We start from the raw sequence: 17670 nt of genomic DNA on the forward strand, positions 1-17670 counted from the left end.
ACACAGTTCAGTTTACACTCCCTGTTAAATTTAAATTTTCATAAATGAAAGTATCCCAAATATTGATACACTTTTCAATTAATTCAATCGGCTTATAGATTTTGCCGCCCGCGCAGATAATTATTTCATACGGAGCTACATTCCAAACTTTGTGGTACGGCAAATATTGATGTATAATACCAAAATTTTCATCAACACTTGGATGTGAAATATTATAATGCTTAGTCCCATTGCAAATATCACGACAAATCCCAATTTCTTCATTATTATTAATAAAATTGTTTAAGTCATCGTTAGGTAAATCACTGTTTTTAATTATCCAATCCTTTAGGAAAAACAAATTTTGAAAACAAGCGTACATTGTATCAAAATAAGTATGTGATTTATTAGGAATTTGTATTTCTTGTTGAGATATTGCTCTAAATCGTTCTGCCCATCTTAGCATTCTATCATATTGGCCATGCCAATTATCTTGACGATACGCACTTAAGTCTCGAATTGTTTCCAAACCATGTTTTTCATATGTTTCCTCACCTAGTTTCTTAATTTTTTTCATAATGGCAATTTACTTTATTGGTAAGTAAGAGTTTTCTTAATTTAGTTTACAAATAAGAATCAATTTGTTTTTAAAACTATAATTTTTATGGTCTTTTAAAAGAGACGAGGCTTAGAATCATGTTCTAAGGCTGTTTTGCAATAGATTTGTGTTAACCTATTTCAGGACTTGTCTACCTCCCCACCCCCGTCACCAACCCATCTATCACCTCTCTGAAATACCTGCCATTATACGGCCCGAACCAGTTCATTTCCTGAGTTTCTGCTTTGGGTTGGTTGTAATACTCGTCGGGGGTGATATAGCCTATGTATCCACCGTTAAATGAGGTAATTATCAGGTCTTTGCCTAGTTGTTGTGCCGCCAAGTCTGACCGGCCGTATAGCATCCCTGAGTAATCGCAGGGGGTGCCTATCCAGACCATATCGCCTATTCTTAGTGCATTGATGCCTACTTGCTGTTCGCCCATCAGCCAATTGAATACCCACGGGCGGAGGCGGATATGCTTGCTTAATCGCAGCTGTGGGTCGCGCAAGGCCAGTGGGAAATAAACGCTTCTCAGCAAGGTGCTGGTATCTGTTTTGAAAGTGCTGCCACCGGTTTTGATTAAATGGGCAAGGTTGGCGGCCATCATTTCAGCTTTTTGGTACGATTCCGCACCATTATCTGTCGGGCGCATACTGCCTACGGCTCCTGCAAAAAAAGCAGCAAAATTGCATACACCCGATTGCTCAAGGCTGGTAACCAGCATACCTGGGTAGTCGGCGCTTATCCGGTTATCATCTTTCGGAATATCCGTCGCATGGGCAGCATACGTGAGCACCAAAGCCGATTCTTTATTGGCATTTTCTATTTTCATCACACGCAGCCAGGGGTCTTCGGTGGCCGTCTCTCCGAACAAACGGTTACTTACATAGTCACCGGCGTTGAATTTCTGAAAGCCGATTTTACATACAGAAGCAGTGGCTTCGGCCTTTTTTACACTTCTTATAATGGCATCTGCAATGGTTTTTATCATCTGCTCATTTTTTGGCCCGGCCATTGCCCGGCCTCCGGGGCCGCCTGCCCAGCCGCCTGCACTACTGTGGGTATGTGTAGCCCCAAAATAAATGTTCCCCCTGCCAAAACCAAGTTTACCGAGTGAAGAGATAACCTGCGCTACCACCAACGGAGGCGCAATCAGAAGATCCATGGTAATCATGGCTACCTTTTGCCGGCCGTTGTCTAAAACAATAGACCGCACATAGATGCTGTCATGTACTGCCGATGCCGGACTGTCGCGCAGGCCGTATCCGGCTATATGTATTTCAGTATTTCCGGTGATGCTCTCTTTACTCCATCCGCCTTTCAGGCTTGTGCCATATCCGCCATCAATTTTAAGTGCCTTGAGCTTCTTTTTGGTTACAGCATAATAGTCGGTTTCTTCAAGCGGGCGGTTGTCATTGAAAGTGAACAGGCTTACGGCCAATACAGCCAGCACAACAATAAACCAGGTGAGTATTTTAATGAGTTTTTTCAATAGGGTTTGAGGTTTTGTTAGTTTATCTCTCTTCCTGATATTGGACATTAACGATTGACTAGTTACTTCGCATAGGTTAGTTGTATTACATCCTCTTTATAAACACCATCTCCGTAACTTGGAGAATATATTTGTTGAATGATTTTGACAGGATAAGAATTTTTGTCGTAGGTGTAAATTAATTTCTCGGTAAAATTATTGTTTTGAGTAATGCTTTTCCGCGGATTATTTTTACAAATCGCAAAATCCACTACTGTACCTGAATTCTGACGCTCAATTAACTCTATGATAGTCCAGAGCTTGGCTTTCGCATAAAAGGGATTGGGCTTATCATCATACTCCTCATAAATAACAGGGAAGCTTTCATTCAGATTTTCAGCGTAAATTAAATTGTCATTTTTGTCGTAACGGTAATTAAAAGTGCGTGAGTAACCATTTATTATGGTTGTAATACTTTCTACAAGGCCATTTGCATTAAATTTCAGGCTGGCATTAGTTAACCACTTCGAAGGACCAACGTAAGATTTGGTTCCGATAGTTAGTTCATTAGCATTGATATAATTAATTGTATACTCTACATTGTAACTGCCGTTTTTTGGTTCGAAAATCATCGTTTTAGCTAGATTTTTTTCATAGCTGATTTTTAAAGTAGCTTCATGAGTAGGCAAAAACTCTCTAACAATTGTTGGATTACCTGAAGCATCATAGGTTATTTCCTGAAAGTAATAATTACCCTTCGATACGTAATTAATGTTTTGGCTTATAACTGGCTGAGGATTTTCAACAGGTTTAGTGTCTTCAACAGGTTTTGGATTTTCAATAGGCTTTGTATCTTCAACAGGTTGTGGATCTTTTGTGTTTTTGGGAGTGCAGCTGATTGTGTTTAAGACGATAACTATAGCAGGAATAAAATACTGTAATTTCATACTTGATAATTTGGGTTTACTTTTTTAGTCTATTATAATTAATGCGAAATAAAAGGATTTTTTTGTAATAAAGAACTTCAAAGGAAACAGATTTTACGTGTTCATTATTACTTAAAACCTCTTTTTGAGTTTCCTAAGAATCTCATTTGTGCTCGAACCAAACTTATCCAAATGGACTTAGAAAAACACTATAAACCACACTTTCGCATCTTTGCTTGGCTTGCCAAAACATTTTTCGTACTTTCCCATCATAAAACATCTTTATTCAACATCCTGAAATAAGACATGAAAAAACGCTTCTCTTTATCTTTAGTCCTTGTGGTGGCTTTGGGGTATTTACAGCCCTCGCTGGCACAGAAAGTACATATTACCGACATTGACCCAACCGTAAAACCCGGCGACGATTTCTTTATGTATGTCAACGGCAAATGGTATAACTCCGTTGAGATTCCGTCTACCCAATCGGGGGTGGGGTCTTATTCATTCCTTAATTTTCCGCAGCGCATCCGTATGCAGGGCATTCTCGACAGTGTTTCTGCGGCCAAAAATCCGGCAGGAAGTATTGAACAGAAAGTAGGCGATTTTTATGCCTCGGGTATGGACGTCTCCACTATCAACAAAAGAGGTTATGAGCCTCTGAAGCCTATGCTGAAACGCATTGACGGCATAAAAGATGTGCCTGCACTGATGAAATTTGTAGTTGACCAACAAAAGTTCAATAACTATTCTATTATCGGGTTCCGCGTAGGTCCTGACATTAAAAATAGCGCTATCAACATCGTTAATTTAGCACAAACCGGTATCGGCTTGCCCGAGAGAGATTATTATTTCAGAACCGATTCTTCAACCACTGGCATTCAGAAGGCTTATACGGCCTACCTTACTAAGTTGTTCACGCTATCGGGTACCGAGGCATCGGATGCTGCCAGAATGGCAAGTGCTGTATATGGCATTGAGAAAGAACTGGCGGCATCGCACAAAACCAATATTGAGCGCAGAAACGTGCAGGCCAATTACAACAAACTGGCCGTGGCAGATATCGCCAAAAAACAGCCAAACATTGGCTGGTCGACTTATTTTAGCGGCTTAGGCGTGAAAATAGACTCACTGAATGTGCAGCAACCAGCATACTATGACCGCCTGAATGCATTGTTGACTTCTGTGGCAATAGACGACTGGAAAGCATACCTGAAAGCCAGAACTTTGACGACCTATGCGGATTTTCTGAGTGAGCCTTTCTCAAAGGCATCTTTTGAGTACTCAAAGAAGTTGTCAGGACAGGCTACTCAAAAGCCTCGCGGAGAAGAGATTACAGAGGCTGTTGACCGCTCACTTGGGCATGGGTTGGCGCAATTGTATGTGAAAAAGTATTTCCCTGAAGAAGCCAAAAAACGCATGCGTGTGTTGGTAGATAACCTGAAAACGGCTTTTGAAAACCGCATTACCCAACTGGACTGGATGAGCGATTCAACCAAAGCCAAGGCCAAAGAAAAACTATATGCATTCACCGAGAAAATCGGGTATCCGGATAAATGGAGAGACTACTCTTCTGTAAAAATCAACAGGGCTACTTACTTTGAAAACCGTCTGGCTACCAGTCAGAACGATTTTAATTATTCAATAGCTAAAGTGGGCAAACCCGTTGACCGCACCGAATGGGGCACTACTCCGCCAACCGTAACGGCCTACAACAACCCTCCGCTGAATGAAATTGTGTTTCCGGCGGGTATTCTGCAACCACCTTATTTTGATTTGAATGCCGATGATGCCCTTAATTACGGCGGCATAGGCATGGTGATTGGTCATGAGATTACACACTCGTTCGATGATCAGGGGGCGCAATTTGACAAAGTAGGTAATGTGAAAAACTGGTGGAAGGCAGATGATTTTAAGAAGTTTAAAGCCAGAACCCAACAGGTAATAGACCAGTATAACCAATATACCGTATTAGATTCGGTACATGTAAAGGGCGCCCTGACAGTAGGTGAAAACACGGCAGACATTGCCGGAATAGCCATTGCTTTTGATGCCTTTAAGCTGACCGAGCAATACAAGCGTGGTGAAAAAATAGACGGGTTTACGCCTGATCAGCGATTCTTTATTTCTATTGCCAGAATATGGCGTGTAAAAACCAAAGACGCCTACATGCGCACTTACGTAAACACCAACCCGCACTCACCAGCCAAATGGCGTGTGAACGGCCCATTGATGAATTTTACACCTTTCTATAAAGCATTTAACATACAACCCGGCGACAAAATGTACAAACCCGAAAGCGAACGCATTACTGTTTGGTAGGGGATAGGGAAGAGAATAAAAAGACCGTAACTGCGCTGTGGTTACGGTCTTTTTTGTTTTTAATTGATAACGCTGAATACAAAGAAATTCCTTTTAAAATAGCTTACCTACATCCTTTGGTTTATCAGAATCAACTTTTTTGCCAATTGGTGCTAAGTGAACGGATGCTGTACCATCTAACTTTCTTATTAATCTTTTTACTTCCTCTTCATCCAAGTTTGATAAATCTACTGTATCTCTGCCCATTAAAGCTAAAGGGTAAATTTCATCACTTCTACGATTAAAAGATACTAGTATGTACTTATTAGGATTTTTATTGATGTCTTTAATTAATAATTGATATTCATCTCCAACACCACCTTTAAAACTATTCGCTTTAATAGCGTAGCCTTCTGATAATACTACTATTATATTTTCATTTTTATGCATATTTTCAACCATCATGCGCATAAAATCATTCGCGGTTGATGTATCATTAATAGCCTTATCAAAAGTAGCATCAAAACCATTGTTTCTTAACGAATTAACTAATTGATGCACTTTTGTTTGATGAACTTCATCATTTTTTTCATTTTTATCTGTCCAGCAATAAGTAACAAATACTTTAATAGGGTCTTTCACTTTCATTGTTATTTCAGTTAAAGGTTTTTCTTCCTTAAGTTGATATTTTTCCTTTTCTTCATTTCGAACAAATTCGATTCTTCTATCCTCCTTGTTTTTGATTCTTTCAAAAACCTGTAGTCTTTCTAAAGGATATATTTCATTAATAAAATTAATTATTTCTATATAGTAATTGGTCGTATTTGTCCAGATACGCATTTCCTTTATTTCTTCAAATACCTCAATGTGGCATCTTTCTTTTTGTTTACCTGTAAATGCTAAATAATCTTTAAAAAGTGATTCTTCTTCCTCGTAATGGCAGTAGTTAAGTATTTTTACTTCTAATCTTTGCATAATAGCCGGATACATAAACCTAAATTTTATAACCCAATAACTTTGTTTATCATCCCACTCAAATTTGAGGTGGTCAGGGCAATTTGGAAACAAATTGGGCATTAGATACTGGTAATTTCGTTGTAATGGTTTAGCTCTATTTTTACTTATGGGTTCTGCAAGTAATTCACTCTGAAGCATGTAGTTTTTAAAAACTGATTTTTCTGATTCATTATAATTCTGCCAGATTTTATTAAAATCATCATCATTCAATTTTCCTTTTTTAATCTTCAGTGGATTATTAGTAAGTCTTAATGCTTCATACATAGCATCAAGTACCCATTCGGTTTGCAAAATAATTGTCTCTGAAAATAAATTTTTGAAGTAACTGATAACACCTAATCGATTTAAAAAACTTAATAGTGCATTAGGATTGTATATGTTGTTTTCTTTACAAAGGTTTATGTAATCAGTCATTGGGAGAGTTCTATTTGTTTTTTTAAAATCTTCCAATGTTTCAATTACCGCTAGACGATTAGCGGGGAATTCCTCAATTGGATAACTATCTAAAATATTCTCTATCTCACCTTGTAAAACCCTTTTAAATCTATTTACATCCTTTGTATTTTGTTGACAGTTAATTCTATAATTAGTAGGTATTAGCTCTATTTTTCTTGATTTGAATTCTTTGACTAAATCTTCTAATACTTTATCGTCGGGAAATTGTTGACTGTCAAATTCATCATCTATCGTATTCTCTACTAATAAAACAGTACTTTCTTTTCCATAATCGGCTATAAAATCTAACCAATATTTAAGTGGGTGTTGTTCTTCCTGGCTACATTTTTTATTTGATTGTTTTGTCCAGACCAAAATATAAATGGCTCTTAAACCTAAAAACAGGCGATGCGTACCATGAAAAATTTCTTGGCCTCCAAAATCCCAGACATTAATTTTTAAATCCTTAAATTCTTTATCCCAAGTATCCAAGACTATACCATGAGTCCGTTCTTGGGTATCGATTTGCGGGGGAGGAGACCCTAATTTTAAATGCTTATATAAAGTTGTTTTACCTACACATCCGTCACCTAAAAATAATAATTTAACAAATCTTTTATTCGTTGAACCATTATCTAAATCTCTGAAAAATGATTTTAAATCATTTACGGAATCCAAATCTAACTCTGCAGGCAGATGAATGGGATTATCAGAAAAATAAATTTCAAATAGGTATTGAAGATTTATTATGTATTTAAGTTGACTAATATCCTGAATTTGATTTTGGCGAAGGTCTAAAGATTGTAATTGGGACAGGTTTTGTAAAAAACTAATATCCTGAATTTGATTAGAGCTAAGGTATAAAGATTGTAATTGGGACAGGTTTTGTAAAAAACTAATATCCTGAATTTGATTATAGCGAAGGTCTAAAGATTGTAATTGGGACAGGTTTTGTAAATATCGAATATCCTGAATTTGATTATAGCGAAGGTATAAAGATTGTAATTGGGACAGGTTTTGTAAAAAACTAATATCCTGAATTTGATTAGAGCTAAGGTATAAAGATTGTAATTGGGACAGGTTTTGTAAAAAGCTACTATCCTGAATTTGATTATCGCTAAGGTCTAAAGATTGTAATTGGGACAGGTTTTGTAAATATCGAATATCCTGAATTTGATTAGAGCTAAGGTATAAAGATTGTAATTGGGACAGGTTTTGTAAAAAACTAATATCCTGAATTTGATTAGAGCTAAGGTATAAAGATTGTAATTGGGACAGGTTTTGTAAAAAACTAATATCCTGAATTTGATTCAAGCGAAGGTCTAAAGATTGTAATTGGGACAGGTTTTGTAAAAAACTAATATCCTGAATTTGATTATAGCGAAGGTTTAAAGATTGTAATTGGGACAGGTTTTGTAAATATCGAATATCCTGAATTTGATTATAGCGAAGGTCTAAAGATTGTAATTGGGACAGGTTTTGTAAAAAACTAATATCCTGAATTTGATTATAGCGAAGGTCTAAAGATTGTAATTGGGACAGGTTTTGTAAATATCGAATATCCTGAATTTGATTAGAGCTAAGGTATAAAGATTGTAATTGGGACAGGTTTTGTAAAAAACTAATATCCTGAATTTGATTAGAGCGAAGGTCTAAAGATTGTAATTGGGACAGGTTTTGTAAAAAACTATAATCCTGAATTTGATTAGAGCGAAGGTCTAAAGATTGTAATTGGGACAGGTTTTGTAAAAAACTAATATCCTGAATTTGATTATAGCGAAGGTCTAAAGATTGTAATTGGGACAGGTTTTGTAAAAAACTAATATCCTGAATTTGATTATAGCGAAGGTCTAAAGATTGTAATTGGGACAGGTTTTGTAAAAAACTAATATCCTGAATTTGATTATAGCTAAGGTCTAAAGATTGTAATTGGGACAGGTTTTGTAAAAAACTATAATCCTGAATTTGATTAGAGCTAAGGTCTAAAGATTGTAATTGGGACAGGTTTTGTAAAAAACTAATATCCTGAATTTGATTAGAGCTAAGGTCTAAAGATTGTAATTGGGACAGGTTTTGTAAAAAACTAATATCCTGAATTTGATTAGAGCTAAGGTCTAAAGAATGCAATTGGGACAGGTTTTGTAAAAAACTAATATCCTGAATTTGATTAGAGCTAAGGTCTAAAGAATGTAATTGGGTCAGGTTTTGTAAAATATCAAAATTACGTCCACTAAACTTATTAGTAGCTTTTGGGTTTTTTGATTTAACTGATTGATTTTTTATAAAGTCATAATAATAATCTCCCAAATTTAATCGCTCTAGCCATATACAATCGGATAATTCTTTTGGTAATTCACCTCTTAATCCACAATTTCCCAAATCCAAAAAAGGCTCTTTAGTTCTTTTATTCTCTTCAATCAATTGCAAGGCTAATTCAGACATAGCAAAATGGGATGTTAATGTTTCCCAAAAATAAAACTTTTATTGAGTATTCAAAACAAAAACAGCCCCAAAACAAAAGTCTCAGGGCTGCTTAAAAAAAGAATCAATATCAAACTACTCATTCGGCCAAACGTTGTCTGCTACGTTTGAGTCCGGGAAACGGCCGTGGGGGTCAAAGGTTATTTTTTTGATTTTGCGCTTGCCAAAATTCATAACGGCATTGTATGTTCGGTTGCCGTTAAACCATACCGAGGCAGGCCATGTAACTTCGGCAGTGGTGGCATCTATCATTTTTGCGTTGGGTAGGGCTTTAATAGCCGGGCCTTCGGTTTCAAACTCTACTTTCAGCACCACAGGAGACGGCATCTGCCCTGCCTGATGCACCGTTACGGTTGTTTTGCCATTGTCAGTTTTTACCTCTTGTATCGAGCTTTCAACGGTTTCGGTTGTCCATAGCCAATAGTACCAGAACCAGTTCAAATCCTGCTTCAACTCGTTGTTCATGAAGAAGATATAATCCCACGGAGACGGGTGCTTGTAGCTCCAGGTGGTAGTATATTTTTTCATGGCCTCCATTACGGCGGTGTCTCCCACAATGCCACCCAACATAGATAACATCAAAGGCGTTTTGCCATAAGTCTGGAAGCGGTAGCCACTGCCTGCATCGTTGGCGCTCCACATCAGAGGGGCTTCGCTTTCATCGCCCGTTACTCGGCCGTAGCTTTGGCCGAGTCCGTCCAGTTTATAAGGTCTTCCGGCCATGTCAGAATTAGATAGAATGTTCATATACTGGTTAAAGCCCTCGTCCATCCAGCCGTAGCGGGTTTCATTATTGCCCACTACCATTGGCCACCATTGGTGTCCGGTTTCGTGGTCAGCCGCACCCTGATTAGAATTAATAACCATCGGGTATTCCATACCTGCACTCGGGCCATCCTGCAAGGTCATCTGCGGAAACGGATACGGCGCCCATAGTTTTGAGTAGAACTCCAGCGCATGGCGGGTAATCACACCCGCTTTTTCAAACAATTTAGCTCTTTCAGGCAGATAAACCATGTGAATCGGGATTGGCCCTTTGCCGGGTATGTTGGCGCGGGTGGCTCTCCATACAAAGTTTTCGGCAGTTGCCCAGGCAAAGTCATTCACCTTGTCGGCTGCAAAATGCCAGGTCAGTTTGTCGCCCGCTGCTGTGGCTTTGCCGGGGCCTGTTTCAGTCTCACTCACAATGGTTACTTCATCGTTTGAGTTAAGCACCGTAGCCAGTCTTTGTCTGGCAGTTGGGGTCAGCACCTCGTTCGGGTTTTGTAGTACCCCTGTGCCGCTTACTATCCAGCCGCCGGGTACGGTTATGTACACATCATATTTGCCAAAATTATTATAGAACTCAGCAGGGCCGAGGTAAGGGCTGGTTTCCCATCCGCGCAGGTCATCATATTTTGCCAGACGAGGGAACCACTGCGTAGGTTGAAACAACTTGCTATCAAAACGCTGGGTCATGCGGTGGCCTAATCCTTGCGGCCCACCGGGCAGCTTGGTATGCCAGTCGATATCCAGCACAGCGGTGGCTCCGGCTTTAACCGGACTCGCAAGCGTAATAGTCGCTATGGTCTGCTTAAGCCCATACACCTGCAATTTACCGCTTGACATACTAACGCCACGCCCCAAAGGTGGTGGAGGCGTCAGGTCTACGGTTTGCCCATCCACTTTCAGGCTGGTTACAATCATGCCTTCAGTCGTTTCAGCAGGTACTGATGCGCCCCGCTGAATTTCGGGACGGAAAAGGTTATGGTCAAGGCGAAGCACAATGGTTTTTAAATCATCCTTGCTGTTATTATGCACCGTAATTTTCTCAGAACCTGTAATGGTTTGCGTGGCAGGGTCCAGGCTTGCATGAATGGTAAAGTCGGTCTCCAGTTGCCAGTAATTGGGGCCGGGTTTACCTGAGAAATCACGGGTACCAGCAGCAAATGCCTTCCGGATTGAGTTAGTCATCGGGACACCCAATCTGATTGTCCGCTTAGAGGTTTCAGGGTTTGTGTAGACGGGAGGGGGTGTTTGTTGAGCTGATGCCACGGTTTGGGCTATCAGTAGTGTAATGAGTGTAATTCGGGCAATCATGATTAGAGAGGCTGTTAAGAGTTTGCTAATATAGATTGCTAATTTAGTAATAATTGGTGTAAAGGCAACGGTTTAGGCATTACTCTACACTAAAGCTTTTTACTTCTTCAATCGTTGTTTTTTTAAGCGGTAGTCAAACTCTTTTCCAATGCCAATACTTAATTCTGAGAATGATTTAAGTCGATAGAATTGTATGAACGTACTAAAGCTTTTGAAGTTCTTCATAATTTGTCCCTGTAATTCAGTATTGTTTTTAAAAAGAGCTGCTTTCAATTCAATTGAGGAATAAAAAAATCTTGAGGGAGATATTCGTAGACCTATGACAGGTGCAGTAAAAGACTGATTGTCAGTCACTGAGGCCAGATGCCCAAAACCTACAATCAATCCAGTATTGTCTAAGGGTAGAATTTTTTTTGAGAAGTGAAGTTGGGTTTCAAAAGAGTTGACCTTAGTATGGAAGTTGTTTTGATAGTTGAATGTCCAGTAGTGCCATAGAGCGGTCATGTCGAAATCACATTCTGATATGAAATTCTTGAGCTCTGTCTTTATGTTCAGAAATTTGTTGTGTTGAAAATCAGATTGAAAACTAGCGCTACTGTGTAATGTTGCCAGGTTATAAATTACAGGAAACGATAAATTGAATTGTCCGCCAATCGGGTTATGTAATACCCCACTTTTGGCATAAAAGTCAATCTGCTGGGCATCAAATATGTCTATATGACAGTCATCTTTCATTTTTACCAGAATTTGATTTACTCCTTTCAATCGATATTCCTTTGTAATATATCCTATAGATGAAAACATCAAAGTATCGTTTGTATCAGACACATTCAGAGAAAAAGCACCGTCTTGTCCTGACATGGTAAGATTGCCTGTGCCTTTTTGAACAATAGAAACTCCCGGCAGAGGAGAGTTATCATATTTGGCTACTACTCGCCCGGTAATCATTATCTGACACGCAGCTTCAGAAACGATGAAAAGTAAGAGCAGACTAAAAAAGATGGATTTTATAGCCACAGCTTGAATTTTTATATAATAAAAACAGAAATTAAGGTCTTTATACTACTTAATTTACCTCTTCAACGAAGACTGCCTCACTTTCAATTCTACCGGAAAAACGATGGTCTTTGCCTCTATAGCGGAGTCGGCAGGGGCATTGAGCATTTCCAGCAGGTGATTAATGATAGAAGAAGCAATTTGCTTGACAGGCTGGCTCACGGCTGTTATGGCGGGAGTAAGCACATCATACAGCAGGTGGTCATCAAAACTCACCAGCCCCAGTCGTGCATATTTGCCACCTAATTTATTGATGGCTTTCAGTCCGCCCAACGTAAGGAAATTGGTACTGAAAAATACAGAGTCCAACGCTTCATTGGCCAACAGAAACTGAGATATTTTATTGGTAATTTCTTCGTAATTAAGCTCATACGGCAGTTTGAGTAAATGCGGTTGTAAATCTACCGACTCAATAAATTGCAGGTACCCGTCAATGCGCTCTACCTGGCTGTATAAATCAAGGGTAATAAAACCAATGTTTCTGAAACCGTTTTCATATAAGTGTCTGGTAGCAGTATAAGCTCCGGTTTTATTATCAACTACGATATTAAAAGTGTTAATTTCCGGGAAGTGGCAGTTGTAGATAATCATGGGCTTGCCTTCTTTCTGCAGGTCTTCAATCACACTTTCAATGCCGGCAATGGGGGAGATGATAAAACCATCAACGTTGCGGTCGTGCAGTAGTTTAATAACCGATTTCATCTGGTTCAGTTCGTTATTCGAGCTGGCCACAATGAGAGTATATCCTGCTTTTAGCGCTATTTTTTCTATACCACTGGCTACTTCAGAGAAGAAGGGGTTGTCGATGTCGCCCACTATCATGCCTATGGTACGGCTTTTACCGGTACTCAGGCTCCGGCCTAAATGATTGGGTTGATAGCCAATTTCTTTAATATAGGTCTCGATTTTCTGGATAACCTCTTTGCTGATTCGTTTTTCCTGACCTTTGCCGTTCAGAACAAACGAGAGCGTTGTAACGGAGACCTGTAGCTCTTGTGCTACGTCGTAAATTGACTTTCTTTTTTTCAAGGGAGCAATGGAAATTATTCTCAAAAATAAAATAATTATCGGATATTTTCAGGTTTTTCGCCTTTTACCTGCTGCTTTTGATAAAGCAGGTTTACATAATAGGTTCCGAAAACCGGAGGAGATGAATACACGAATCATTACAAAGTTGAAACCCGATTTTTGATTGCTGAATCACTGTTTAAAGTTTTGAAGTATAATTTGTGGGTTTTAAACGCGCAAAGGAATATTTTTATAGCCGGTTTTTACATTTCGACCCTCTTTTTTACAGCTGAATACCTGTCTTTGAGAAGCAATTTTTTATTAGTTTTTACCATGAATATAGAAATAAACCAGATTAACCACGTATCAGTAGCGGAGTTAAAAGCAGAAGGCGTTGTAATTAATAATGTGCAGGATGCCCTTGATGCATTGGCCAATGCCGGCTATGCAGGAGCCGATAAAATGATTTTACATGCAAAGAACATTACCCCTGATTTTTTTGATTTGAAGACAAAACTTGCAGGCGAAATACTACAGAAGTTTTCAAACTATAATATGCCACTTGCTATAGTAGGCCACTACAGCCAGTACACAAGCAAAAGCCTGACAGATTTTATATATGAAAGTAATAAAGGCGGAAGGGTAAATTTTGTGAGCAGTGTGGAAGAGGCAATAGAGAAACTGGTGAAGAAATAAAAAGCCTGCATCTGTGTAGATACAGGCTTTTAAAAGCTGGCCGGTTAATGGCTTATAGCTCTTTTATTTTAATGTTTTTGTACCACACTTTATCGCCGTGGTCCTGGATGGCAATTTTACCTTTGGCAAATTTACCAAAGCCTTCCCACGATTTAAATTTGCTGTTTGCAACCATGCTATCCCAAGCCGGGCCCGACAAATCAAATTCAACGGTTTGTTTGCCATTCAACCAGAAAGTGCCTTTATTGGCTTTGCGGTCAATTCTCATTTTGGCCACGTTCCATTCGCCAGCAGGTTTTACTGCCTCAAATGTAGACGGAGGTATTAAATCATACAACGAACCAGCCTTGTGATTACCGTTTTTACCGGCTTTGGCATCAGAGTGGCGTTGGTCGTCCAATACCTGCATTTCAGGGCCTGTTACATAAGGGCAGCAGTATTTTTTGTCTTCTACCACACCCCACATTATACCGCTGTTGCCACCTTCGGCTATTTTCCACTCTAATTCCAGCTCAAAGCTTTCATATTCTTTATCAGTTACCAGGTCTCCGCCGCCTTTGGCTGTTAATACCATGGCGCCGTCTTCTATTTTCCATTTGTCTGAAACAGGCTCGGTTTTGTTAAAAGCGTGCCAGCCGGTAAAATCTTTTCCATTAAAAATAGATACCCATTTTCCTTTTTTCTGCGCATAAGAGGTAGTTGCGCAAGCCATCATCAGTGTCATCAGGGCAATGCCACCCAATTTAATTTTTTTCATTTAAATATTCGCTTAAGGTTGATTTTGTTTCAAAAGTACATAATAAAACAGGTGCAAACCAAATGAGATAATAATATTATTCATTAAGCTTTTATTAGCAAAAATACTGTTCTAAAAACAATACCGAGGGCGCAAAGCACCCCCGGTATGAGATTTTAAATGCTATTAAATGCCTAATGCCTTACGGTTTACTTTTTCGTCGGCTCCGGTAGCGGCAAAATCATCAAAGGCGCGTGTAGCTACCTGAATGATATGGCTGGCGATGAAAGGTGCGCCTTCTGCGGCACCCTGCTCTGACGATTTAATGCAGCATTCCCATTCAAGTACTGCCCAGCTGTCGTAATTGTATTGAGACAACTTGCTGAAAATGCTTGAAAAATCTACCTGGCCATCACCCAAAGAGCGGAAACGACCGGCGCGGTCTGCCCATCCGGCATAACCACTATAAACACCCTGGCGACCCGATGGATTGAACTCAGCATCTTTTACATGGAATGCCTTGATGCGGTCGTGATATAAATCAATAAATGCCAGGTAATCCAGTTGTTGTAATACAAAGTGGCTTGGGTCATAATTGATACAAGCGCGTTTATGGCCTTTCAGGTAATCAACAAACATTTCGAAAGTTGAACCATCAAAAAGGTCTTCTCCCGGGTGAAGCTCGTAGCAATAATCCACTCCGTTTTCGTCAAAAGCATTCAGGATTGGTTTCCAACGGCGGGCTAGTTCTTTAAAAGCCGTTTCAATCAGACCCGAAGGGCGTTGCGGCCATGGGTAAAGAAATGGCCATGCCAAAGCACCTGAAAAACCTACGTGCGATGTCAGCCCAAGATTCTGAGAAGCCTTGGCTGCCCAAAGTAATTGTTGTTCTGCCCATTTGCGGCGCGCTTTTTCGTTGCCATGTACAGAGGCAGGGGCAAACGCATCATACATGGCATTATAAGCCGGGTGAGAAGCTATCAGCTGGCCTTGCAAGTGGGTTGATAATTCAGTAATGGCAAGACCTTTATCGGCCAGTTTGCCTTTTAGTTCGTCGGCATACGTTTGTGACTCCGCTGCTTTTTGCAGGTCAATCACGCGGCTATCCCAGGTTGGTAACTGAATACCTTTGTAGCCTAAGCCTGCCATGTAGTCGGCAATGGTATCTAATGAGTTAAAAGGGGCTTCATCGCCCATGAACTGCGCTAAAAATATGGCTGGTCCTTTGATGGTTTTCATATTTTAAATAATGAATTAGCGAATGGCGAATTAATGAATAAATCAGCCATTCGTATAGGTGTTTTTTCTTGATTTCGATAAAATATGTAATAACTCTTTACTGTCTGTAATTAAATTGCTTAGTTTTTCCTGTTTGAAATAATTGAGATCAATCAGCATTTCCAGCCAAAAAACAGACTCATCTATTTCTTCTACTACTATGCTTAATTTAGCGAAGAATTCGTTCTGGCTTCGTGCTCTTCTTACAGCCCTGTAATTTGTTGCTGATGAAGTAGAGGAACGGACTAGTTGCTTTCCGATATGTTGGGCGACGAAATCAGTTAAAGGTAAAGCTCTGTAAACTTCGATACATCTTAGAGTAAATGATTTTAATTTCTTTTCAAGCGTTTCTGCGAATTGAAATCTTTCTTCTTCTGAATATTTGGATGCATATCTTTGTTTCATAAATCATTCGCTAATTTACCATTCACTAATTCGCCATTGGCAAATTATCCCTTAAACTTCACCCACTTAGAGTTGCTTTTGCCTGAGGCGATAACGGTTTCTACGAATTGCATACCCCTGATACCATCTTCGATTGTCGGGAAATCAAGTTCGATTTCGGTTGGCGTTTCTCCGTTCATTCTTTTGCGGACTGTGCGGGCAAAATTGCGGTAGATATTGGCAAAAGCTTCAAGGTATCCTTCCGGATGGCCTGATGGAAGACGAATGTTGGCCTTAGCCTCCGGGCAAAGATTGCCAACCGAAGGACGGTAAATCTTTTGGAACTCCTGAGATTTATGAATCAAGCTATTAGGTTCTTGCTGAAACCAGGTTACACTGCCGAGTTCACCGTAAACTCTGATGTTCAGGTTGTTCTCGTCGCCGTTAGCTATCTGGCTGCAATGTAATAATCCTTTGGCTCCACCCTCAAAGTGTAGCAACACGTTGGCATCGTCATCAAGCAGGCGGCCTTCCACAAATGTGCTTACATCGGCACACATTTCGGTAATTTTCAGGCCTGTAATATACTCTGCAAGATTTTCAGCATGGGTTCCTATATCTCCTACGGCTCCGGCAATACCCGAACGCTTAGGGTCTGTGCGCCATTCAGCTTGTTTGTATCCGCGTTTTTCTTCCAGAAAAGCCAGCCATCCCTGCGGATATTCCACTACTACCTTACGGATTTTACCCAGTGCACCGCTTTGAACCAAATGGCGTGCCTGTTTTACCATGGGGTATCCGGTGTAGTTGTGCGTAAGCGCAAAGGTCAATCCGGTTTTTTCAACAATGTCTTTCAGTTTCTTTGCCTCCGGTAGTGTAAATGTTACAGGTTTGTCGCAAATAACATGAAACCCATTCTCAAGGGCCATTTTTGCAGGCGCAAAGTGCATGTGGTTAGGAGTAACGATAGACACAGCATCCATGCGGTCTTTGCGGCGTTTCTCTTTCTGAATCATTTCTTTGAAATCGCCATAGCATCTTTCAGGTGCCAGCATCAGGTCTTCTCCTGACGCCTTTGATTTCTCTGCTGTAGAGCTGAATGCCCCGCATACTAATTCAATTTCGCCATCAATGGCTGCAGCAGTGCGGTGAACGGCACCAATAAACGCACCACGACCACCACCAACCATTCCCATTCGGATTTTTCGTTGCATATTGTAAACTA

The 17670-nt window shown here is 39.8% G+C and carries 13 protein-coding genes; 2 read left to right on the top strand and 11 right to left on the bottom strand.

Annotation, left to right across the window (positions count from 1 at the left end; genetic code table 11):
• Positions 1 to 7 precede the first annotated feature (7 nt).
• The 3 genes from MB380_RS04475 to MB380_RS04485 all read right to left on the bottom strand — a co-directional run bounded on the left by MB380_RS04475 (position 8) and on the right by MB380_RS04485 (position 2998).
• The gene (locus MB380_RS04475; RefSeq protein ID WP_253533616.1) at positions 8 to 556 is read right to left on the bottom strand and encodes a hypothetical protein; all 549 of its coding nucleotides are present in this window, start codon (positions 554 to 556) and stop codon (positions 8 to 10) included.
• 172 nt (positions 557 to 728) lie between these two features.
• Complete coding sequence (locus tag MB380_RS04480) at positions 729 to 2072, bottom strand: neutral/alkaline non-lysosomal ceramidase N-terminal domain-containing protein (RefSeq protein ID WP_253533617.1); 1344 nt, start codon at positions 2070 to 2072, stop codon at positions 729 to 731.
• 62 nt (positions 2073 to 2134) lie between these two features.
• Positions 2135 to 2998, bottom strand: a complete 864-nt coding sequence (locus tag MB380_RS04485) for a hypothetical protein (protein ID WP_253533618.1) — start codon at positions 2996 to 2998, stop codon at positions 2135 to 2137.
• Positions 2999 to 3283: 285 nt separating this feature from the next.
• Between MB380_RS04485 and MB380_RS04490 the strand changes: the two genes are divergently transcribed.
• The gene (locus MB380_RS04490; RefSeq protein WP_253533619.1) at positions 3284 to 5296 is read left to right on the top strand and encodes a M13 family metallopeptidase; all 2013 of its coding nucleotides are present in this window, start codon (positions 3284 to 3286) and stop codon (positions 5294 to 5296) included.
• Positions 5297 to 5389: 93 nt separating this feature from the next.
• Here the strand turns inward: MB380_RS04490 and MB380_RS04495 are convergent, their stop codons facing one another.
• The 4 genes from MB380_RS04495 to MB380_RS04510 form a co-directional block, all read right to left on the bottom strand.
• Positions 5390 to 9169 carry a leucine-rich repeat domain-containing protein gene (locus MB380_RS04495; RefSeq protein ID WP_253533620.1) on the bottom strand — a complete coding sequence of 1260 codons (3780 nt, stop codon included), beginning with the start codon at positions 9167 to 9169 and terminating at the stop codon, positions 5390 to 5392.
• A gap of 114 nt (positions 9170 to 9283) precedes the next feature.
• Positions 9284 to 11287, bottom strand: coding sequence for a M1 family metallopeptidase (locus tag MB380_RS04500; protein ID WP_253533621.1), 2004 nt, complete (start codon positions 11285 to 11287; stop codon positions 9284 to 9286).
• A gap of 99 nt (positions 11288 to 11386) precedes the next feature.
• The gene (locus tag MB380_RS04505) at positions 11387 to 12304 is read right to left on the bottom strand and encodes a carboxypeptidase-like regulatory domain-containing protein (RefSeq protein ID WP_253533622.1); all 918 of its coding nucleotides are present in this window, start codon (positions 12302 to 12304) and stop codon (positions 11387 to 11389) included.
• A gap of 54 nt (positions 12305 to 12358) precedes the next feature.
• Entirely contained in the window at positions 12359 to 13372 is a 1014-nt protein-coding gene (locus MB380_RS04510; protein ID WP_253533623.1) for a LacI family DNA-binding transcriptional regulator, read from the bottom strand.
• A 312-nt stretch (positions 13373 to 13684) separates the two neighbouring features.
• Between MB380_RS04510 and MB380_RS04515 the strand changes: the two genes are divergently transcribed.
• Entirely contained in the window at positions 13685 to 14047 is a 363-nt protein-coding gene (locus MB380_RS04515) for a DUF4180 domain-containing protein (protein ID WP_253533624.1), read from the top strand.
• A 52-nt stretch (positions 14048 to 14099) separates the two neighbouring features.
• Here MB380_RS04515 and MB380_RS04520 read toward each other — a convergent pair whose 3' ends face one another.
• From MB380_RS04520 to MB380_RS04535, 4 genes are all read right to left on the bottom strand, one after another.
• Positions 14100 to 14804: a DUF1080 domain-containing protein gene (locus MB380_RS04520; protein WP_253533625.1), complete on the bottom strand. Its 705-nt coding sequence runs from the start codon at positions 14802 to 14804 to the stop codon at positions 14100 to 14102.
• A 165-nt stretch (positions 14805 to 14969) separates the two neighbouring features.
• A complete protein-coding gene (locus MB380_RS04525) occupies positions 14970 to 16022 on the bottom strand; it encodes a sugar phosphate isomerase/epimerase (protein ID WP_253533626.1) in 1053 nt (350 codons plus the stop codon).
• Between the two features lie 42 nt (positions 16023 to 16064).
• Positions 16065 to 16466 carry a four helix bundle protein gene (locus MB380_RS04530; protein WP_253533627.1) on the bottom strand — a complete coding sequence of 134 codons (402 nt, stop codon included), beginning with the start codon at positions 16464 to 16466 and terminating at the stop codon, positions 16065 to 16067.
• Positions 16467 to 16510: 44 nt separating this feature from the next.
• Complete coding sequence (locus MB380_RS04535) at positions 16511 to 17659, bottom strand: Gfo/Idh/MocA family protein (RefSeq protein ID WP_253533628.1); 1149 nt, start codon at positions 17657 to 17659, stop codon at positions 16511 to 16513.
• Positions 17660 to 17670 lie beyond the last annotated feature (11 nt).

It is taken from the genome of Emticicia sp. 21SJ11W-3 (assembly GCF_024138715.1).
Taxonomy (GTDB): Bacteria; Bacteroidota; Bacteroidia; order Cytophagales; family Spirosomataceae; genus Emticicia; species Emticicia fluvialis.